This window comes from Nitrospiraceae bacterium (genome assembly GCA_035623075.1).
GTDB lineage: Bacteria > Nitrospirota > Nitrospiria > Nitrospirales > Nitrospiraceae > DASPUC01.
Map to the genome: position 1 here is coordinate 107,378 of DASPUC010000026.1, position 19,778 is coordinate 127,155.

Below are 19,778 nucleotides of genomic sequence, written 5' to 3' on the forward strand. Positions count from 1 at the left end.
CAGATTGACCCTGAGCCATAGGCCTTACCTAACACAGCTCCCTGGGACCGGCAAGCAGACAACCTTGACGCTCTGAGAGCAGCCCGTTATGCTACCTCGCTCTGCCGATCACCAGCAGGAAGTGTTGTGCAGCTCTCGTCCATTTTACGGTGGCATGACCTCGCACGCCCAAGTCCTGGCAGATTTTCGATCGCAAATCACCAGGCTCCTGCAAGAGCGAGACGCCCAATGGCAAGCGTCGCGCCGCCTCGTCGGTGTCGATCGTCTCGGCGCCACCCTGAAACGGCTGCTCGAAGAGGCACGCCGCGTCGAGATTCCAATTCCCGTCCGCGACGCCATTGAAGTCGCGCTCAAGCAGGGTGAGGCAGCTACGCTCCAAGAGTTGATCGGGCCTCGACTCAAGGAACTAACGGGACTCCCCCCGACCAAGGCCGTTCGCGCACTCTGCGTCTGGTTTGACCTGGTCGAAAGTCCGACATCGCAATGGCCTCTGCCGCTGTTGTCACATGAAACGGTCTCGACGTTCATCCAACAGCATGACAATCCCTTTGATTTATTGCTCAAGGCAGATATGGCCTCGCTGTTGGACATCGGAGCGGGAGACCTTTTCTTTGCCAGTGAACTCGCCGATCAGTACATGCCGCGCTTTCAGCAACAAGGCCGCCAGTTGACGCTCCATTGTCTCGATCGACTTCTTCCTGATTCGAAACTCGGCGGACCTTTGCATCCCGGACGCCAGCGACTGGATGCGCTTCGGACAAAACCAGGCCTCTCGTTTCAATTCTTTCGTGACCAAGACATGTTTGCTTCAGAAGAACTGATACGTGCGGGACGGATGGCGCCACGCTATACCATCGTCACCTGTTGGGCACCAGCCACTCCCACGTTTGCCTATGAACCCACGAGACTGTCTGTCGATGTGATTACGGGCGAGCTCCGTCGCACAAAAGGCTCGTTCCGTCAAACGCGCTTCGAAGGCGAAACAGCCCTTGAAGTTCAACACGGCGACCGAGCTCTGTTGTTTCCACCATGGAAGTTTGAGATCAGGGGCCCGCTCGCATTGCTGGATCTTATGTCCCGCCTGGGCGTACTGTGTATTCTAGGAGCCGTTGACAACCAAGTGTTTTGGGAACTCCTCGCTCAGCTCCTCGAGGATGAACGGTATCGACCGCACGATCTTCCATTCACCGTGCAGACGATTCCAAATGTGTTCGGTGAGGCCTTCAATCGACTGGGAAGCCTCGAAGTCGGCGACACACTGAATCTGACTGATGTGGGACCAATCCGAGCACAATTGCCACGTGTGTTGCCGATTCGATCGGGAGCGATGGGGCCCTACTGCTTTTCCTCAATCCAGATTCGTCGGGGAGCGGTTTTCCCCAATGTTCCAGCCAGTAGTACAGCTCGACGATTCCGCGATATGGTGGAGGAAACCACTCCGTGGTTCCTTTGCCTCGTGCCGGAACGTCCGTGAGGCGGAATAACCCCGCGCTTTCATTCGACAGCACCGCAACCAATCCGAACACCGATAACGACAGAAAACCGCTGAAAAATTGACCGTCTATCGACCCTTTGTTAGACTTCGACAGTGTCCATCCACACATCATTTCTAAACCACCCCAACCCCTAAACTCACCATGACATCGGGGCATAGGATCCGAGCCATCCAGGATAATATCGCGTGCGTCATCAAGGGAAAACCGCACGTCATTGAAATGGCGGTAGTCTGCCTTCTGGCGCGAGGTCATCTGCTCCTGGAGGATGTTCCCGGCGTCGGCAAGACCACGCTCGCACACAGTCTGGCCCGTTCACTCGACTGCTCCTTCAAACGCATTCAGTTCACCAGCGACCTCCTGCCGTCGGATATCGTAGGTGTATCGATCTTCAATCGGCAAAAACAGGGGTTCGAATTCATGCCTGGCCCCATCTTCGCAAATGTCGTCTTGGCGGATGAGATCAATCGAACGACGCCGAAGACGCAGAGCAGCCTCTTAGAGGCGATGAGTGAAGCGCAAATTTCCGTCGACAACCAGACCTATCCCTTGCGCCAACCGTTCATGGTCATCGCGACACAAAACCCGGCTGAATTCCATGGAACGTTTCCCTTACCGGAATCTCAACTCGATCGATTCCTGATGCGTCTGCGTATCGGCTACCCCGCGGCAGAAGAGGAACGCAAGGTGCTCGACCGTCCCCATTCGCTCCACCCGGCGGAACATTTACAGCCTGTGGCGGCAGTTTCAGATGTCCTCGAACTTCAGGCGCGCGTCGAACAAGTTCACATCGAAGAGAGCCTGATGGACTACCTACTTGCCATTGTGCACGCCACCCGTCAGAGTGAATTCCTCGCATTGGGTGTCAGCACAAGAGGCGCGGTAGCGCTCAGCACGAGCGCCAAAGCCTTAGCACTCGTTCGTGGCCGAGACTATTGTCTCCCAGAGGACATGAAAGAGTTGGCCCCCGCTGTTCTCTCCCATCGCATCATGGTGAATCGAACCCACAGCATGCGGGCGCAGAATTTTGAACAGGCTGAACAGATCGTGTCGGATATCGTGGACACGGTTCCCGTTCCCGTATAAACACCACGAATCCTGAATGGAACACCCACCATGAAGATATTGGTGGACCACTTAGCCTCGTTCCTTCGCTGGCTCCTGAACCGGCTGTCTGTTCGTCGCTCGATTCGCCTTACATCAGAAGGGACTCGCTTCCTCCTCTTCACCCTTGGAATCGGGATTGCCGCCATCAATACCGGCAATAATCTCTTCTACTTGCTGCTGGCGATGATGTTGAGCCTCATCGTGATTTCTGGGCTCCTGTCCGAATACAGTCTTCGACGCCTGGAGTTTCGTCGACATTTTCCCGATCTGATCACTGCCCAAGACCCGACGACGGTTACTCTCTCGGTGACCAATCGCAATGGTCACATTCCCAGTTTTTCTCTCCATCTGCTTGATATTGTCGACGGCATTGATATCGATCGCGGCATGTGGATTCGTCACCTCCCTGCTCGGCAAGCAGTCCTGCTCTCATATTCGCTCGTGGCTGCCAAACGAGGCTGGCTCAAGCTCGACGGCCTTCGAGTTCAGACCTTGTTTCCGTTCGGTCTCTTTCTCAAGCGGGCGCTGTTTCGTATGCCGTCGCAGCTTCTCGTCGGGCCTCAGATCAAACCGATGGCTGTCCGATTCGTGGACGAACTGGTTTCGCAAGGCCAGGGACACTCGTTCCCGCGGCACGGCCATGGAACGGAACTTCATAACCTTCGTCTCTACCAGCCAGGGGATGACTCCCGGACCATTCATTGGATGTCCACAGCCCGCACTTCTCAGCTGATCGTCCGTGAGACCGAAACCGATGACCAGCGGCGCCTCACAGTTGCATTATCGACCACGGCGCCTCGCCAGAATGACGCGTTGTTTGAACGAGCCGTCATCTTGGTCGCATCACTTCTATGGGAACTGTCTCAACGATCGTACTTCGTTCGACTGGTGGTCGGGACAGCGGACTCCGGCTTTGGAGCAGGCACTGCGCACTTCGGAACGATCCTGCGTTTGCTGGCTTTATGTCAACGCCGGAACCCGAATGACAAGGAGACACCGTGTTATTGTCATGACGGCCAAGACGGGTATCTACTGGCTGTCATCCCGTGGTCCGACCCCACAGCATCTGCGGCATGGGCAGACGCAGATCGACTGCTCGATGAAACGCAGCTAGAAGAGCTCACCCATGGCCATTGACCAAACCTTCCGATTCAGCTCCCTGCTGCTGGCTGCCTCGGCCTTTACTGGTCTGGTATTGGCGCACGCGGTCCCGCTGTGGCTAGCCGTCCTGACAGGCATCATCTTGAGCCTCACGCTGCTGCAGACTGCGGGCGTGATGGCACATCGAATCATAGCGGCAGGGACTATGGTGCGATCGGTGATCTGGAATCTCGTTCTAATCGCGGCGTTCATCGGTTTTATCCTGGACCTCTTCCTCATCTCGCGGGAACTCCTCCCGGCCGGCATCCACTTTCTGGTGATTCTCCTCACCATCAAGCTGGCCTCACTCCGCGAGCGGCGCGACTTTCGTCATCTGTATGCCATCAGTCTGATGGCCATTTTAGCTTCCGCCGCCTTGACGACCGATGTCTGGTACGTCCCGATCTTTCTGCTCTATCTCCTGGCCGCCGTCTGGACGCTCTTGCTCCACCACCTCACCGATAATGCTCGTCAGGCTGATACATCTAGGAGCGCTGTCGCTCTCAGCCATCGAATAACCAGCAGATTTTTCTGGCTCACAAATGGTATTGCCCTGACCACGTTCGGTATGACGCTCCTCATCTTCTTTATCATGCCCCGCGTCGGCACGGGATGGGTGCAAAAATCCCAGAACGCAGGGCTTCGCGCGACAGGATTCTCTGATCGAGTCGATTTGGGCACGATCGGCTCGATCAAGCAAGATCCGAGCATCGTGATGCGTGTGGAGCTGCCGGATCAGGCGACGGATCGACACGAAGCTCTCTACCTCCGGGGCACTGCGTACAATTATTATGACGGCCGCGCATGGAACTCGAATCCCGTGTATCGCCGTTCGCTGGCTATGTCGACGGAAGGGACATTTGTCGTCCGGTCAGGAGGGATCCGGTCATATGGGCATTCGTCACTACCATTGCGACAGGACATTCTCCTGGAAGCGCTCGACACCTCCGTCTTGTTTGCCGCACCAATTGCCGAGTCAATTAGTGGAGAATTTCCTGCTGTTCAAGCCGATACCATGGGCGGACTTCACTTGCCGTTTCCATCGACGTCACGCATCCGATATTCCGTCACCTCGCAACCGCGTCAGATGACGCCGGATGAACAATCGGCTCCTGTGCTGGATTATCCGGAAGCCATTCGCCGCCACTATCTTCAAGTGCCAAAGATTTCAGACCAGGTGGGCGAATTAGCGCAAGACATTGTGCGCAAAGCCACAGGCCCGTACGAAAAGGCGCTCGCAATTCAGGAACATCTTACCCAAAACTATCGATACAGTCTGGACGTCGAGACGTCCACCATCGAACATCCCGTCGAGGATTTCCTCTTCGTCCGAAAAACTGGATATTGTGAGCACTATGCGACTGCCATGGTGATCCTCCTCAGATCCGTAGGCATCCCGGCGCGATTGGTAACGGGATTTCTCGCAACGGAATGGAACGAGTACGGTGGATACTACACGGTCCGTCAACAAGATGCTCATGCCTGGGTGGAAGTGTTTTTTCCTCGTTCAGGCTGGATTACCATGGATCCCACGCCAACGGTTGGCACCTCTATGGCCGGATCTCGGGGAGAGATTCTGCGAAGGCTGGGCGAGTCGTTTCGATTGTACTGGGATCGACTATTCGTTCGGTACAGCGCGGCAGATCAACTGACGTTGGTCTATGGAATCCGACAAAGCAGCGATATCCTTCGCGATCACATCAGCACCATGTTCTCCAGCTTCTTGTCCCCTTTGACTCATCTAGTTGCTACACTTACACCCAACGCGCGAGCGTCTCAGCAAGGGGCCTTATGGTTCTTAGGCGGCTCAGCTCTTTTTGGTCTTGTAGTCCTCGCAACATTGATCTGGAGGAAAACGCAGTGGAAAGCAGCCGCTCAGAACGGCGGTGCGCGTCATCACCGAGCCATCGTGGGGCTGTATGTCCAAATGAGAAGAGTTGCAGAACGAGAGGGCATCACACGATCCGTTTCCACCACTCCGAAAGAGTTTGTGCAGCAGGTTCATCATCGGTGTGTTACTGCAGGACCGTCGGCGGCGGGATTCATTGAACTGTATTGCCGTGTGCGGTTCGGCCGTCATTTGCTCACGCAACAAGAATTCGCACAAGCGACAGAATACGCTAATTCTTTCCGTCGGATTCTACGAACGAGTTAACGATCTCTTTCCAGCTCTGCCCCACCGCGTGTTCCCTTCGCGCACTGCACCAGCTCGACCCAACGGGAGAAAATTCGTTTCCTCTTACCACCTCGGTTCCTGATTTCCATCGGTTATTCGAGGCTTAAGGAACACGAAACTCTCGCCGTTGGTCAGAATTACAGCAACAGGGGTTAGGAAGGTGACATGGGCTGGAGCGGGAAACGGGATTTGAACCCGCGACCCTCGCCTTGGCAAGGCGATGCTCTACCACTGAGCTATTCCCGCTCACATTTTTACGGAGAGGGACGGGATTCTACTGAGCAAGGGAGGGGCTGTCAAGCAAGCCAACGAGACTGAATTTTTCGCTATTTTTCAGCGTTACAGATTGCCCACATGCTACGAAATAGTAACGCGACGATACTTTTCGTATGTATATGAAATTAAAAGTATTATTGAGAAGCGCACGTCATTCCAGCATATCCGCGATACACCAACTACTCACAGCACTGCTCAGATCACATCTCAACGGAAGCAAGGATTTAAGAACAATTGACATTGATATCAACTGCTTACGATTATAATCCCATCCCCGATCTAGAGGACCTTTATGGTTCGATTATTGCGAAAGTATGCAGCCCATGATGTCCAGAAACAACAACTGTAGTGGCTGTGAAATCTTTGCTTAGTCGACGTCAGTCAGGCCTCATGCGGTTGACGCCTGGACAGCTTTTCAACGAAGGGAGGTGGTCAGGGTTTTTGTTGTGTCTCCGTGAAGAAGAGGTGGGCTGACTGAAGCCCTCAACATTAGGAGGTGTCACTCATGTTTTTATCACGTCGGCAGTTTTTGAAGGCGACAGCGGGGACGGTGGCGGTGGCGGCCTTAGCCGATAAGGCGCTCGCGTTGACCGCGCTGCAGCCGGTGATCGAGGTCGGGAACCCCTTGGGGGACTACCCCGATCGGTCGTGGGAGCGCGTCTACCATGACCAGTATCGGTACGATTCGTCGTTTACGTGGTGTTGTTCGCCCAACGACACGCACGGGTGCCGCGTCCGGGCCTTTGTCCGGAACGGCGTCGTGATGCGGGTGGAGCAGAACTATGACCACCAGACCTATGAAGACCTCTACGGCAACCGCGGGACCTTTGCCCATAACCCGCGCATGTGCCTGAAGGGGTTCACCTTCCATCGGCGGGTGTACGGCCCGTATCGGTTGAAGGGGCCGTTGATGCGTAAGGGCTGGAAGGAGTGGATGGATGCGGGGGCGCCGGAGCTCACGCCGGATGTGAAGCGGAAGTACAAGTTTGACAGCCGCTTCCTGGACGACATGGTCCGCGCGTCCTGGGACACGGCCTTCACCTATGTGGCCAAAGGGTGCATTACCATCGCCACGCGCTACAGCGGCGAGGCGGGTGCCCGACGGCTCCGGGAGCAGGGCTATGCGCCGGAAATGATCGAGATGATGAAGGGCGCGGGGGTCCGCTGCTTCAAGCATCGCGCCGGCATGCCGGTCCTCGGCATCATCGGCAAGATGATGAACACGCGGTTCAATGGTGGCGTGCTGCCGCTGCTGGACTCGTGGATTCGAAAGGTCGATGCGGACAAGGCCCAGGGTGGGAAATACTATTCCAACTATACCTGGCACGGGGACCAGGACCCGTCACACCCCTGGTGGAACGGGACACAGAATTGCGACGTCGATCTTTCCGACATGCGCTTCTCCAAGCTGAACACCAGCTGGGGGAAGAACTTCGTCGAGAACAAGATGCCGGAAGCGCACTGGAAGCTCGAGTCCATCGAGCGCGGCGCCCGCATCGTCGTGATCACGCCGGAATATAACCCGACCGCCTACCGCGCCGACTACTGGATTCCAGTACGGCCGGAGACGGACGCGGCGAACTTCCTCGGCGTCTGCAAGATCATGATCGACGAGAATATGCAGGATATCGATTACATCAAGGGGTACACGGACATGCCGCTGCTAGTCCGGACGGATACCCTCCAGTATCTGGATCCCCGGGATGTGATCGCCGACTACAAGTTCCCGGACTTCTCGAAGACCTACTCAGGGCGGGTGCAGTCGCTGAAGCCGGAGCAGATCGAGCGGCTCGGCGGGATGATGGTCTGGGACCTGAACAAGAAACAGGCCGTCCCGCTCCATCGTGAGCAGGTGGGCTGGCACTTCCAGAATAGCGGAATTGATCCGGGCCTCACGGGCACCTACCGCGTTAAGTTGCTGAATGGACGCGAAGTGGACGTGATGTCGATCTATCAGATGTACTTGGTACATCTCCAGGATTACGACCTGGACACCGTCATCCAGATCTCCCGGTCTCCGAAAGATCTGGTGGTTCGGTATGCCCGTGACTCCGGGACGATCAAGCCGGCGGCCATGCACAATGGCGAAGGCGTCTGTCACTATTTCCACATGACGGAAATGGGACGCGCCGCGGCCTTGATCTCGACCCTCACCGGCAACATCGGAAAGTTTGGGACGGGTTGCCATACCTGGTCGGGCAACTACAAGGCGGGCATCTGGAATGCCACGCCCTGGTCCGGTGCCGGGTTGGCCGTGCACACGGGGGAGGATCCCTTCAACCAGACCCTCGATCCGAATGCGCATGGCAAGGAGATCAAGACCAAGAGCTACTACTACGGCGAGGAAGTGGGCTACTGGAACCATGGGGACACGGCCCTCATCGTCAACACGCCGAAGTACGGCCGCAAAGTATTCACGGGCAAGACCCACATGCCGAGCCCGAGCAAGGTCCGGTGGGTCACCAACGTGAACATTCTGAACAACTCCAAGCACCACTACGACATGGTGAAGAACGTCGATCCGAACATCGAGATGATCGTCACGCAAGACATCGAGATGACCTCGGACGTGAACCATGCGGACGTGGCGTTTGCGTGCAACAGCTGGATGGAATTCACCTATCCGGAAATGACGGGCACGGTGTCCAATCCGTGGATTCAGATCTGGAAGGGCGGGATTCGGCCGTTGTACGACACACGGAACGATGCCGATACCTTTGCCGGCGTCGCGGTCAAGCTCACGGAGATGACCGGCGATGTTCGGATCCGGCAGGTGTTCCACTTCGTGTACATGAACCGGGTGGATGTGTACGTCCAGCGCGCGCTCGATGCCAGCGCCACGTGCTACGGCTACAGTGCCGACGTGATGCTGAAGTCGGAGAAGGGCTGGATGTGCATGGGTCGCACCTATCCGCGACATCCGCTCTGGGAAGAGACGAACGAGAGCAAGCCGCAATGGACCCGGTGCGGACGCATCGAAACCTATCGCGTCGAGCCGGAAGCCATCGAGTACGGCGAAAACTTTGTCGTCCATCGGGAAGGCCCGGAGTGTACGCCCTACCTCCCGAACGCCATCATGTCGACGAACCCCTTCGTGCGACCGGATGACTACGGGATTCCGATCACGGCCCAGCACCACGACGACAAGCATGTCCGGAACATCAAGCTGCCATGGGCAGACATCAAGCGGAATGCGAATCCGTTGTGGGAGAAGGGGTACCAGTTCTACTGCGTCACCCCGAAGACCCGGCACCGGGTGCACAGCCAGTGGTCGGTGAACGACTGGGTGCAGATCTACGAGTCGAACTTCGGCGATCCGTACCGCATGGACAAACGGACGCCGGGCGTCGGCGAGCACCAGTTGCACATCAACCCCCAGGCGGCGAAAGACCGCGGGATCAACGACGGCGACTATTGTTATGTGGACGGCAACCCGGTGGACCGGCCGTACCGCGGCTGGAAACCCTCGGACCCGTTCTACAAGGTGTCGCGCCTGATGATCCGTTGTAAGTACAACCCGGCCTATCCGTACCACGTGACGATGGCGAAACATGCCCCGTACGTGTCGACGGCGAAGTCGGTGAAAGGCCACGAGACCAGGCCGGATGGCCGGGCGATCGCGGTCGATACGGGCTATCAATCGAACTTCCGGTATGGGGCGCAGCAGTCCTTTACGCGGAGCTGGTTGATGCCGATGCACCAGACCGACTCGCTCCCGGGCAAACACGCGATTGCCTGGAAGTTCAAGTGGGGTTATGCCATCGATCACCATGCGGTCAATACGACCCCGAAGGAATGCTTGATCCGCATCAGCAAGGCGGAAGACGGCGGCATCGGGGCGCGGGGGCCGTGGGAACCGGTCCGGACCGGCTTCACCCCCGGGCAGGAGAACGAGTTCATGATCAAGTGGCTCAAAGGCGAACACATCAAGATCAAGGTGTAAGGCCACACGTCATGCAGTTTGACCGAGATGTGCCAACTAATGAGAAGACCCATCACCATCTGATCGTGACCAGAAGGAGGAGACACAATGCCAGAAGTCTATAACTGGCAACTGGGACGGAAGATGCTGTATCCGTATGAGGAGCGGCATCCGAAGTGGCAGTTTGCCTTTGTGTTCAACATCAATCGGTGTTTGGCCTGTCAGACCTGTTCGATGGCGGACAAGTCGACCTGGCTGTTTTCGAAGGGCCAGGAATACATGTGGTGGAACAACGTGGAGACCAAGCCCTACGGGGGGTATCCGCAGTTCTACGACGTGAAGATCACCCAGCTCATCGAGCAGGTGAACCCGGGGGGCCAGGTGTGGAATGTGCGGGTGGGCCGCAAGCACCATGCGCCCTATGGGGTGTTCGAGGGGATGACCATCTTCGACGCGGGGGCCAAGATCGGCCAGGCGGCGATCGGTTACATCCCGACGGACCAGGAATGGCGGTTCGTCAATATCTATGAAGACACGGCGACCTCGATGCGGGCCCTCGTCGAAGGGATCGACAAGTCGGGCTTCAGCAAAGACGAGCCGTGGCGGCTCTCCGGCAGCAGTCTGCCGGAGCATGAGACGTTCTTCTTCTACCTCCAGCGGATCTGCAACCACTGCACGTACCCGGGCTGCCTGGCCGCCTGCCCCCGCAAGGCGATCTATAAGCGGCCGGAGGACGGCATCGTGTTGATCGACCAGAACCGCTGCCGGGGGTACAAGAAGTGCGTGGAACAGTGCCCCTTCAAGAAGCCGATGTACCGGGGCACGACGCGTGTGAGCGAGAAGTGCATCGCGTGCTATCCGCGCATTGAAGGCAAGGACCCCCTGACGGGGGGCGAGCCGATGGAAACGCGCTGTATGGCGGCCTGCGTGGGCAAGATCCGCATGCAGAGCCTGGTGCGCATCGGCGAGGATGGGTTGTGGGCCGAAGATCGGTGGCATCCCCTGTACTACGCGATTCGCGTGGAGCAGGTGGCGCTCCCGCTGTATCCGCAGTGGGGCACCGAGCCCAACGGCTATTACATTCCGCCCCGGCACAGCCCGCGCGGCTATGCCCGGCAGATGTTTGGCCCCGGGGTCGATAGTGCCATCGAGAAGTATCTCGTGCCCAGCCGGGAACTGTTGGCGGTGCTGCAGCTCTGGCGCGCCAGCCAGCAGATCATCTTCCGGTACGACGTCATTCCGGGCCCGAAGGTGTTTGAGACCCAGATTCACGGCAAGCGCTTCGAGATGTACAACGACACCGTGCTGGGCTTCAACAAGTCGGGCAAGGAAGTGGCCCGCATCCAGGTCGAAGAGCCGATCTATGTGCGGCCGGCCGAGCGCGTCAACTGGCTGTAACAGTTAGCTAGTTGTTGCTTCACAGAGGGGCAGGGTTCCGCAAGGGGCCCTGCCCCTTCTGTGTAGAGGGGCGGTCACAGGACCCTCGGGGGCGGCTCCGCCTGCCTCCACACGAAGACGGCACACAGACCGAGCGCAGCGGGGGTTGTTCTATGGCGAGCACGCTCGGTGTGGCTCCGCTTTTTCTGCTTTCTTCCAGTCTTTTGGCTCAGCCTTTACTGCTCCCTTTGCACACTTGACGAGCCTTAGGGGGTCCAGTACAGTGGCCGCAGAAGCTATTCATCAATCACGAGCCGTGGGGACTCCTCAGCGTGACCTCCCGTCAGCAGCCGTCGCTTCCATTTGCAGCACAAGCCATTCCTTTCGACGAATTCCTTGCTTCAGGTAAACTGCCGGACGGCTATCTCACAAGTGAATACGTCGCGCAGCAATTCGTAGAGCGTCTTGTTCATTACATTCTCAGCGTTCCATCAGGAAGTTATACGATGGCTCAGCTGAGTCATCTTTTGGAACAGCTCGATCCCCGGGCGCAGGTGTTTTTTTTCAAACGTCTCAAGGAAACCAGTCCGGATAGCCTGAAGGACTTTGCCCCGCTGTATTATGGCTTTATGAACGAATTTCACTCCCTTCTCTTCACATAACCCTAGAAAATTTTCCTTGTTGGGCGAGCATTCTCATGTATAATTAGGTGATTGATCACCTTGCAAAGGAGTGTCATGAATCCAACTTTACAGCGAGCCGTGACTAGCTTTTACAACCTCGTGTATGAAGCGCAGACATTTGCCACGACGATGGCCCGGATCGATACCGCGGAGCAGGAACACTATGCGGGTCGGATCGAGGGATTGAATTGGGTACTCGACCGCTGCCAGGAACTCGAAGACATGGATGCGAACTTGACACCATCCTCTCTTCAACGGGTTCTCACGGAAGTGAAGTCTGATCTGGATCACGAATTATCGGTCCAGCGGCGTGAGAAGGGCCGGCGGGCAGACGGTCGAGAGGAAGCGCTGAATTTTGTCGCTGATTACCTCTCCAGCCTGATCACCGCGACCGAAATAGAATCAGCCAAAACTCCTGCAATATAACTTCAACCCTCTTCTTCCAGTCCTAGCCTAGGTCCGTGCTGAGCGTTGCGGCTCGTGGCCGGTCGAATGATGATACGCGAGTGGATCATATTCGCCCTCTGCCTCGGAGTTGGAGGCCATATTGCGCTGGGTGTCATTCTCCATGCTCCAGGGTATTGGCCGTGGAGCACAGCCGGATTCTACGGTCTCTTGAGTGGGCTCGGCTTATATGGTCTTGTACAGGCTGGGCGTGCAATCTGGAAAGCTCTCAAACCAAGTCCCAAGGACATCACCAAGAACGATCCAGGCACGTCCTGGTGACCAAGCCAGGTGAGCGGGCTCTCTATCAACCATTGACCACTTAAATGGTATCTTCGTAGAATTCGGTCATGCCTGAAATTCCTCGTAGACCCGGAAAGCCAACATGGCCTCCCAGCCAGCCTTCTCATCCTCGAGCAGCCAACTCACGCAGCGCACACGGCGAGGCTGAACAGTTTCGGTCTCTCAACGCCTCGTTGCTCTATTGCCCTCACTGCCGTATTGCGACGCCAACCCGAGAGCGACTCCTCCTCGTGTTGCCGACCGGAAACCTCTATGAATATCTGTGCCAAAACTGCGGATCGTCGACTGGGTCAAAAACGGATGAGGAACAGGGGGGCAGTCCGGTGCTTCGACCCTAGCCGGCAATGATCCATCGTGCGACACCGGCTAGGTCGCCTGCTCGATCGGAACGCAACAATTGATTCAGCCCTGCACGTTGAAGAGCCACCGAGTATCGAGCGGTTCTGTGAAGGACTCACGGAGGGACAGCGGACACGTTACTGCGACAGGACCTGATCAAGAGGGATACCCTCTTCAATGAGCATGACCGGAATGTCTTCGCGGATCGGGTAGAGGATCCTCCGGTCGGCTCGGATCAAACCGCCATCGAGGGATTCGGTAACCGGCTTCTGAGCCTTATTCTTTAACCTGCCCTGCTTGACTGCCTCGTTCAGCTTTCCAATGAGAGTCTCTTCAGCAAGCTGAACGGTTTGCTTGGTTTCCGGACAACAAAGAATCGCGAGGAGATCCTTGTCGAGATTGACAGTTCGACTGGATCCGCTGTTATCCGGCATGGAACACGCTCCTGAGGAAATCCTGCTGATCCGCGCTCCATGCTTAGAATAGACTAGGGGTACTCGCAAGATCAAGCGGACGCCTCTTCATCACACTCCATTTCTCTGTTCGATTTCTGCTACACTAAGCTCCCTTAAGCAAAGGTCTGGCGGACGGATTCAGGCTATGGCAAAAACCCTGTGGCGCTCCTTCTTCGGCGGGCTGCTATTACTGGTCCCTGCCGGGGCCACATTTTTGATCCTCTCCACGCTATTTCAGACTCTCGACCAACTCCTCATCGACGTGAGCGGTTCAAACACTCCCCTCAATGTTCCAGGCATGGGATTTTTGGTCCTTGTCCTCCTGGTATTGTTCACAGGCATCATCGCCACGCACGTAGTTGGACGACAGATCATCACACAAACAGAGCGACGGATCGAAAAAATTCCGCTCGTACGTAGTATCTACGTGACGATCAAGGGTATGACTGACCTCTTTAATTTTCGTTCGCGCTTTGGCCGCAGCACAGTCGTAGCGTTTCCCTTTCCCCGGGATGGTGTCTGGGCCTTGGGATTCGTGATGGGGACCGCTCCAAGCACCCTGCAGATCGTGCCGACGACGAATCTCCTGATGGTGTTTGTGCCCACAGCCATCCATCCCTTTACTGGCTATTTGGCCTTCGTCCCACAAGAGCAGCTCAGGCCGATCGGTTTGCCACCAGAAGAAGCCATGAAGATGGAATTTTCTGCTGGGCTCTATAAGCCACAGCATGGGTGGCTCAGGTCTCCAGAAACCCCTCCGTAGACACCATGTCCCTGCTTGAAGACCTGACCGTCAGACTAGCACGCCCGGATGACGTACCAACGATTGTAGCGTTCAGTACGGCGATGGCATTGGAAACTGAAGGCCGCCATCTCGATAGGGTGAGATTGCGGGAAGGGACGATCGCTATCCTCGAATCGCCCGCACATGGCCGCTTCATGGTCGCTGAGGTGACGCACCGTGGTCAAGTCCAACTTGCCGGGCAATTGATGATCACGTATGAGTGGAGCGACTGGCGCAATGCAGCTTTTTGGTGGATTCAAAGCGTCTACGTCGATCCGAAGTGGCGCCGCCGAGGTATATTCACGCGAATGCACCAGACCGTGATGCAAGAAGCCAGAGCGCGAGTCGATGTCTGCGGCGTGAGACTCTACGTCGACAAAGACAATCCCATCGCTCACGCCACCTATGAGCGACTCGGGCTCATCCGGTCGGCCTATCAGATCTACGAATCCGATTTTGTCCTTCCTCCTAAACCATCAAAGGAGCGCCGATGAACCCGACCTTTCATAAAAACGGTGGGAGTTCTTACGTGAAACACTCAGTATTCGCCATGACGACGTGGGTTGTCTTTATGTTTGTGCTGGAAAGCGGATGTGCATTCGTCCGCGGCAATTATGGCGAAGATTTGAACCAGGGGGATATATCAACGATCAAAAAAGGTGTGAGCACCAGGGCCGAGGTCGCAGCCATACTGGGTGCTCCTGATCGAATTGTCGAAGCCAACGGCCGCGACATCTTTCACTATTATCACTACGATGTGAAATCAGGATATGTCATTATCTTCTCGCGGACTAACATCAAGAGCGATGATATCTTCGTCATTTTCAATAGCGCCGGCGTCGTAGAGGACGTCGTGGCGGGAAAGAAAAAACCTCCTCTTGAGTTCCAATTCTGGCCTTTCGACTAACCACCTCATCTTGCCAACGGTCTAATGATACGAAGGACGCAGACTTGTTTCTGGATCATTGCCTGGCTGTTCATGCTTTCCGGATGTCTGCGAGGTCCGGTGGCATGGCAGCGAGTCACGCTCAACCAGCCCCTTTCCGAGGAGGATGTGAGTTTTGTGGTGAACGGGAAAACGAGTCTGTCGGAGGTCGTCGAACAACTGGGTGCACCCAATCAGATGCTCTCATCCAACGGTGGGGTTGTGGCCCGGTATCAATTTACCGACGGGAAATACTTCCGAGTCGATTTCGGATGGGGGCTTCGCTTCCTCTCCCCGTTTTATTCGCCGGACCTCGTTCTTGGGGGAGGAGGGTCGGGCGCCGATCTGTTCCAGATTACCTACAACGACCATTGGATCGTTCAGGACCATGGCTTTGCGTTTCATTCACAGTTGTCTGAGTTCCGGCTCTGGCCGTTTCAGGACTAAGCCTTGGCTCGGGACGCCGACTGCTTATAGTGAGAATTGCCGGTTGCTCTGCGTCCGTTTATAATCCTGCGCATGATGCGACCTCCTCCCGACGACACTTCCTTTGAAGATTCCCTGACGCGATCTCCTTCCTACATTCCTGCCGACCACGACACCGAATTTCTCCAACAGGACGAACTCCGTTCAGTTCGTCTTGGTTTGGAATTTCTCAAACCAGACTTGATCCAACGCAGAGAGGGCATTCGATCGACGGTCGTCGTGTTTGGAAGCTCGAGAATGACCGAACCAGTTAAGGCTCGACAGGCTTTGATCGAAGCTGAAGCAGAACTGTCGAAGCATCCCGGCGATCCAGCACACCGTCGAGCCGTCGCGGTGGCAACCCGGCGCGTCGCCCTCTCCCGGTATTACGACGAGGCACGTGAGTTTGGCCGACTGGTGTCGAGCACTTGCCAAGTCGATGGCCGCTGCGACTTTGTCGTCGTAACGGGCGGCGGTCCTGGAATTATGGAAGCGGCGAATCGCGGCGCGGCCGACGCGGGGGCGAAGTCCATCGGCCTGAACATCACCCTGCCGCACGAGCAACAGCCGAACCCTTACATCACACCGGAGCTATGTTTTCAATTTCGCTACTTCGCGATCAGGAAGATGCATTTCCTGCTTCGAGCCAAAGCCCTTGTTGCGTTCCCGGGCGGATTCGGCACCTTCGATGAACTCTTCGATGCTCTGACACTCCTTCAAACCGGGAAGGTGACCGGCGTGAGCGTGGTCCTCGTCGGTCGGGATTTCTGGGAGCGGCTTATCAATTGGCCAATGCTGGTCGAGGACGGCCTGATTAGTCCAGAAGATCTCAATCTTTTCCACTATGCAGAAACCGCCGCGGAAACGTGGCAAATCATCGCCGCTCATAATAACGTGACGCCAATAGGATGAACCTCTCATTTCACGGCGCTGCGCGGTCGGTCACGGGGAGCCGCCATCTTGTCGCAATCCCAGGTTGCAACGTGCTGATGGACTGCGGGATGTTTCAAGGGCGCCGCCAAGAAGCAGAGCGCCAGAATCGTCGCCTTGGTTTCGATCCCAAATCCATTGGAGCCGTGCTGTTGTCTCATGCCCATATCGACCATTCCGGCGCTCTGCCGATCTTGGCCAAATATGGGTTCTCTGGTAAGGTCCATATGACCCCTGCTACCGGCGATCTCACCACCGTCATGCTGGAAGATTCAGCTCACATTCAGGAGCATGATTGTGCCTATGTAAACAAGCAGGAACGCCGACGAGGCAGACAGTGCATTCAACCGTTCTACGACAAGGACGATGTGCGCAAGATCGTGCGACAGTTCCGCGGCGCTCGCTATGGTGATACGGTCAAGATCGCTCCGCGCATTACGGCCTCCTTTCACGATGCCGGCCATATTCTGGGCTCGGCCGCGGTGCGGCTCAAATATTCGCATCGCGGGAACACGACAACGATCCTGTTCACCGGTGACCTGGGCCGCAAGTCGATGCCGATCTTGCGCGATCCGGCACCGCCTCCTGCTTGCGATATTCTGATTATTGAATCGACCTATGGAGACCGATTGCATGAAGAGAGCCGCGAGGACATGATGGCAAAGGCGGAGGAGATCGTCACCTACATCAAAAAAACAGGCGGGAAGATCATTGTGCCGGCCTTTGCCGTCGGGCGGACCCAGGAAGTGGTCATGCGGATCAAAGATTTGGTTTCTGAAAGACGGATCGATCCGTTACCGATCTACATCGATTCGCCGTTAGCTTCGAAAGCCACCGAGATCTTCCGCCGGCACCCTGAGTGTTACGACGAGGAAACGACAAAGACCTTTTCTGCAGACGATGATCCTTTTGCTGCACGGTACATCCACTATATCTCCTCCATCGACGACAGCAAACGCCTGAACACCGCAAAAGGCCCCTGTGTAATTATTGCTGCCTCGGGGATGTGCGAAGGCGGCCGCGTTCTCCACCACCTCAAACATGCGATACAAGACGAAGTCAATGTCATCGCGATCGTCGGCTTTCAAGCCGAACACACACTTGGTCGCCGATTAGTTGAAGGATGGGACGTCGTCCCGATTTTCGGGGTGCCGACACCACGGCGCGCAAGGGTGGTACGCTTTAACGGCTTTTCTGCTCACGCGGATCGGAATGAACTGTTGGACTATGTCCGATCGGTGATTCCATCTCCCGACAAAGTGTTTGTCGTCCACGGTGAAGAGAAACAGGCTCTGTCCCTAGCAGCCGCGCTCCAGAGTGAATATGCCGGCATGGACGTTGTGGTCCCGCAACAAGATTCTATCCATGAACTGTAATGATTTCATAAGACGGTCGCCGTGCCCTCGCAACTGGGAGCTTGTCCTCCTGGCAACCCTCTGTGCCGGTTGCGCTGCGACGGCGAGAGCGGAAGTCGCATCCGAAGCCGCCTCAGAGCAACGCGTGCACGCCCGTGACCTTGGTCTCATTGTGGGCCAGTATCAGCCTGGTCCGTTCAATGCTATTACCGACGTCGCCGGCGTGAAGGTCGGCCATACAACGCTGATCAAAGGAGATGGGCCGCTTAAGCCCGGTGATGGTCCCGTTCGAACCGGTGTGACGGTCATCATTCCTCGCGACGACGTCTGGCATAAGAAAGTGCCGGCGGGGTCGTTTGTCTTGAACGGGACCGGGGAGATGACTGGTCTCTCATGGGTGACCGAATCCGGGTTTCTCGAATACCCCGTGGCGTTGACCAACACCTTGAACGTGCCGCGCGTCGCCAATGGCATCATGAGCTGGATGATTCGGCAGTATCCGGAGATCGGTATCACCGATGATACGCTGACGCCCGTCGTGGCTGAATGCGACGACGGACGGCTGAATGACATCCAGGGACGTCACGTCTCGGAAGCAGATGTGGCAAACGCCCTCGATGGAGCCTTGTCTGGACCCGTTCCAGAGGGCACAGTCGGCGCCGGGACCGGAATGGTATCCTATGGATTTAAGGGCGGGATTGGCACAGCTTCCCGAAGTCTTCCGGAAAAAGACGGAGGGTATACCCTCGGGGTGTTGGTCAACGCCAATCACGGGCGGAGGCCAGAACTTATCATGGGCAACATTCCCGTGGGCCAGCTCTATGATAGTGCCTCGGTACGCGCCAGCGAAGTTTCTGATGGAAGGACCGCAGGAGCCAGTGAAGGCTCGATCATCGTGGTCATCGCCACCGATGCCCCACTCGACAGCCGGCAGCTGGCGCGCCTCGCTAAACGCGCGGCGCTCGGACTTGCACGAACTGGCTCGACGGCACGACACGGCAGTGGTGACTTCATCCTGGCCTTCTCGACTGGCAATGTCATTCCGCACTATCCTAAACAGTCGACCTACACAGCCACTCATCTCGCGGATACCCACCTCAATCCTCTGATCGCCGCGACCGTCGAAGCAACCGAGGAAGCGATCCTCGATGCATTGACTATGGCCACATCGGTAATCGGACGCGATGGGAACCGTGCCGAGGCAATTTCTTTGGATCGGCTCCGGGCCTTGATCACCAGCCACCAGACGCGATAGTCAACTGACTGTACGCCTGTATATCCAGCGAAACATCGCTCTCTTGCATTTCACTGCATCCCCTCGCTATCCTGCTCACGAAGTCGGTCGAGGAATGTCATGAACGAATACCAAATAGGCGGTGGGCTCCGGCTCCTGACCGCAGTGGAAAAAACCGATGCCTTCGGTGAATTCTTGAAAACGCGGATGGTCCGTGCGCTCGAATCCCAAGATCCGACCGAACTGCACTATCTGCTGGCACAACTCGACGATTACTATTCCTACATGTGGCGATACTACAAGAAGCTCGCCAAGGACCGAGCGGAACGCATGGACCCTGGCGTCTGACCGCACGACGACACCTATACCC

At 56.5% G+C, this 19,778-nt stretch carries 18 protein-coding genes and 1 tRNA gene; 17 read left to right on the top strand and 2 right to left on the bottom strand.

Annotated elements, in window-relative coordinates; translation table 11 throughout:
• Positions 1–88: 88 nt before the first annotated feature.
• From VEI50_09110 to VEI50_09125, 4 genes are all read left to right on the top strand, one after another.
• Positions 89–1,474, top strand: a complete 1,386-nt coding sequence (locus tag VEI50_09110) for a hypothetical protein (GenBank protein ID HXX75276.1) — start codon at positions 89–91, stop codon at positions 1,472–1,474.
• A 163-nt stretch (positions 1,475–1,637) separates the two neighbouring features.
• Complete coding sequence (locus tag VEI50_09115) at positions 1,638–2,579, top strand: MoxR family ATPase (GenBank protein HXX75277.1); 942 nt, start codon at positions 1,638–1,640, stop codon at positions 2,577–2,579.
• A gap of 30 nt (positions 2,580–2,609) precedes the next feature.
• A complete protein-coding gene (locus VEI50_09120) occupies positions 2,610–3,737 on the top strand; it encodes a DUF58 domain-containing protein (protein HXX75278.1) in 1,128 nt (375 codons plus the stop codon).
• Positions 3,727–5,895, top strand: a complete 2,169-nt coding sequence (locus VEI50_09125) for a DUF3488 and transglutaminase-like domain-containing protein (protein ID HXX75279.1) — start codon at positions 3,727–3,729, stop codon at positions 5,893–5,895. The genes VEI50_09120 and VEI50_09125 overlap by 11 nt, the downstream gene beginning before the upstream one ends.
• Before the next feature lie 192 nt (positions 5,896–6,087).
• Here the strand turns inward: VEI50_09125 and VEI50_09130 are convergent.
• A tRNA-Gly gene (locus VEI50_09130) sits at positions 6,088–6,162 on the bottom strand.
• A 535-nt stretch (positions 6,163–6,697) separates the two neighbouring features.
• Here VEI50_09130 and VEI50_09135 point away from each other — a divergent pair.
• The 5 genes from VEI50_09135 to VEI50_09155 all read left to right on the top strand — a co-directional run bounded on the left by VEI50_09135 (position 6,698) and on the right by VEI50_09155 (position 12,900).
• Positions 6,698–10,135: a molybdopterin-dependent oxidoreductase gene (locus tag VEI50_09135; protein ID HXX75280.1), complete on the top strand. Its 3,438-nt coding sequence runs from the start codon at positions 6,698–6,700 to the stop codon at positions 10,133–10,135.
• Positions 10,136–10,222: 87 nt separating this feature from the next.
• Positions 10,223–11,512, top strand: coding sequence for a 4Fe-4S dicluster domain-containing protein (locus tag VEI50_09140; GenBank protein ID HXX75281.1), 1,290 nt, complete (start codon positions 10,223–10,225; stop codon positions 11,510–11,512).
• 311 nt (positions 11,513–11,823) lie between these two features.
• Entirely contained in the window at positions 11,824–12,153 is a 330-nt protein-coding gene (locus VEI50_09145; GenBank protein HXX75282.1) for a hypothetical protein, read from the top strand.
• 75 nt (positions 12,154–12,228) lie between these two features.
• Positions 12,229–12,600 (top strand): hypothetical protein, encoded by a 372-nt coding sequence (locus VEI50_09150; GenBank protein ID HXX75283.1) that lies wholly within the window; start codon positions 12,229–12,231, stop codon positions 12,598–12,600.
• Positions 12,601–12,666: 66 nt separating this feature from the next.
• The gene (locus tag VEI50_09155) at positions 12,667–12,900 is read left to right on the top strand and encodes a hypothetical protein (GenBank protein ID HXX75284.1); all 234 of its coding nucleotides are present in this window, start codon (positions 12,667–12,669) and stop codon (positions 12,898–12,900) included.
• 497 nt (positions 12,901–13,397) lie between these two features.
• On the opposite strand, the gene VEI50_09160 is transcribed toward VEI50_09155, so the two are convergent.
• Complete coding sequence (locus VEI50_09160) at positions 13,398–13,694, bottom strand: Trm112 family protein (protein HXX75285.1); 297 nt, start codon at positions 13,692–13,694, stop codon at positions 13,398–13,400.
• Between the two features lie 166 nt (positions 13,695–13,860).
• On the opposite strand from VEI50_09160, the gene VEI50_09165 reads away from it, so the two are divergent.
• The 8 genes from VEI50_09165 to VEI50_09200 all read left to right on the top strand — a co-directional run bounded on the left by VEI50_09165 (position 13,861) and on the right by VEI50_09200 (position 19,756).
• A complete protein-coding gene (locus VEI50_09165; GenBank protein HXX75286.1) occupies positions 13,861–14,478 on the top strand; it encodes a DUF502 domain-containing protein in 618 nt (205 codons plus the stop codon).
• A 5-nt stretch (positions 14,479–14,483) separates the two neighbouring features.
• Positions 14,484–14,993, top strand: coding sequence for a GNAT family N-acetyltransferase (locus VEI50_09170; GenBank protein ID HXX75287.1), 510 nt, complete (start codon positions 14,484–14,486; stop codon positions 14,991–14,993).
• Positions 14,990–15,406, top strand: a complete 417-nt coding sequence (gene bamE / locus VEI50_09175; GenBank protein HXX75288.1) for an outer membrane protein assembly factor BamE — start codon at positions 14,990–14,992, stop codon at positions 15,404–15,406. The genes VEI50_09170 and bamE overlap by 4 nt, the downstream gene beginning before the upstream one ends.
• Before the next feature lie 99 nt (positions 15,407–15,505).
• Positions 15,506–15,871 carry a hypothetical protein gene (locus VEI50_09180; protein HXX75289.1) on the top strand — a complete coding sequence of 122 codons (366 nt, stop codon included), beginning with the start codon at positions 15,506–15,508 and terminating at the stop codon, positions 15,869–15,871.
• Between the two features lie 72 nt (positions 15,872–15,943).
• Positions 15,944–16,801, top strand: coding sequence for a TIGR00730 family Rossman fold protein (locus tag VEI50_09185; GenBank protein HXX75290.1), 858 nt, complete (start codon positions 15,944–15,946; stop codon positions 16,799–16,801).
• Complete coding sequence (locus VEI50_09190) at positions 16,798–18,195, top strand: MBL fold metallo-hydrolase (GenBank protein HXX75291.1); 1,398 nt, start codon at positions 16,798–16,800, stop codon at positions 18,193–18,195. The genes VEI50_09185 and VEI50_09190 overlap by 4 nt, the downstream gene beginning before the upstream one ends.
• Positions 18,185–19,429: a P1 family peptidase gene (locus tag VEI50_09195; protein HXX75292.1), complete on the top strand. Its 1,245-nt coding sequence runs from the start codon at positions 18,185–18,187 to the stop codon at positions 19,427–19,429. Before VEI50_09190 ends, VEI50_09195 begins: the two co-directional genes overlap by 11 nt.
• A gap of 99 nt (positions 19,430–19,528) precedes the next feature.
• Positions 19,529–19,756 carry a hypothetical protein gene (locus VEI50_09200; GenBank protein ID HXX75293.1) on the top strand — a complete coding sequence of 76 codons (228 nt, stop codon included), beginning with the start codon at positions 19,529–19,531 and terminating at the stop codon, positions 19,754–19,756.
• Positions 19,757–19,778: the final 22 nt, after the last annotated feature.

Coding starts and splice junctions, on each gene's coding strand:
- VEI50_09160 (HXX75285.1), bottom strand. CDS start 13,694: ATGCCGGATAACAGCGGATCCAGTCGAACTGTCAATCTCGACAAGGAT.
- VEI50_09140 (HXX75281.1), top strand. CDS start 10,223: ATGCCAGAAGTCTATAACTGGCAACTGGGACGGAAGATGCTGTATCCG.
- VEI50_09135 (HXX75280.1), top strand. CDS start 6,698: ATGTTTTTATCACGTCGGCAGTTTTTGAAGGCGACAGCGGGGACGGTG.
- VEI50_09120 (HXX75278.1), top strand. CDS start 2,610: ATGAAGATATTGGTGGACCACTTAGCCTCGTTCCTTCGCTGGCTCCTG.
- VEI50_09200 (HXX75293.1), top strand. CDS start 19,529: ATGAACGAATACCAAATAGGCGGTGGGCTCCGGCTCCTGACCGCAGTG.
- VEI50_09125 (HXX75279.1), top strand. CDS start 3,727: ATGGCCATTGACCAAACCTTCCGATTCAGCTCCCTGCTGCTGGCTGCC.
- VEI50_09195 (HXX75292.1), top strand. CDS start 18,185: ATGAACTGTAATGATTTCATAAGACGGTCGCCGTGCCCTCGCAACTGG.
- VEI50_09155 (HXX75284.1), top strand. CDS start 12,667: ATGATGATACGCGAGTGGATCATATTCGCCCTCTGCCTCGGAGTTGGA.
- VEI50_09110 (HXX75276.1), top strand. CDS start 89: ATGCTACCTCGCTCTGCCGATCACCAGCAGGAAGTGTTGTGCAGCTCT.
- VEI50_09115 (HXX75277.1), top strand. CDS start 1,638: ATGACATCGGGGCATAGGATCCGAGCCATCCAGGATAATATCGCGTGC.
- VEI50_09170 (HXX75287.1), top strand. CDS start 14,484: ATGTCCCTGCTTGAAGACCTGACCGTCAGACTAGCACGCCCGGATGAC.
- VEI50_09165 (HXX75286.1), top strand. CDS start 13,861: ATGGCAAAAACCCTGTGGCGCTCCTTCTTCGGCGGGCTGCTATTACTG.
- bamE (HXX75288.1), top strand. CDS start 14,990: ATGAACCCGACCTTTCATAAAAACGGTGGGAGTTCTTACGTGAAACAC.
- VEI50_09185 (HXX75290.1), top strand. CDS start 15,944: ATGATGCGACCTCCTCCCGACGACACTTCCTTTGAAGATTCCCTGACG.
- VEI50_09190 (HXX75291.1), top strand. CDS start 16,798: ATGAACCTCTCATTTCACGGCGCTGCGCGGTCGGTCACGGGGAGCCGC.
- VEI50_09150 (HXX75283.1), top strand. CDS start 12,229: ATGAATCCAACTTTACAGCGAGCCGTGACTAGCTTTTACAACCTCGTG.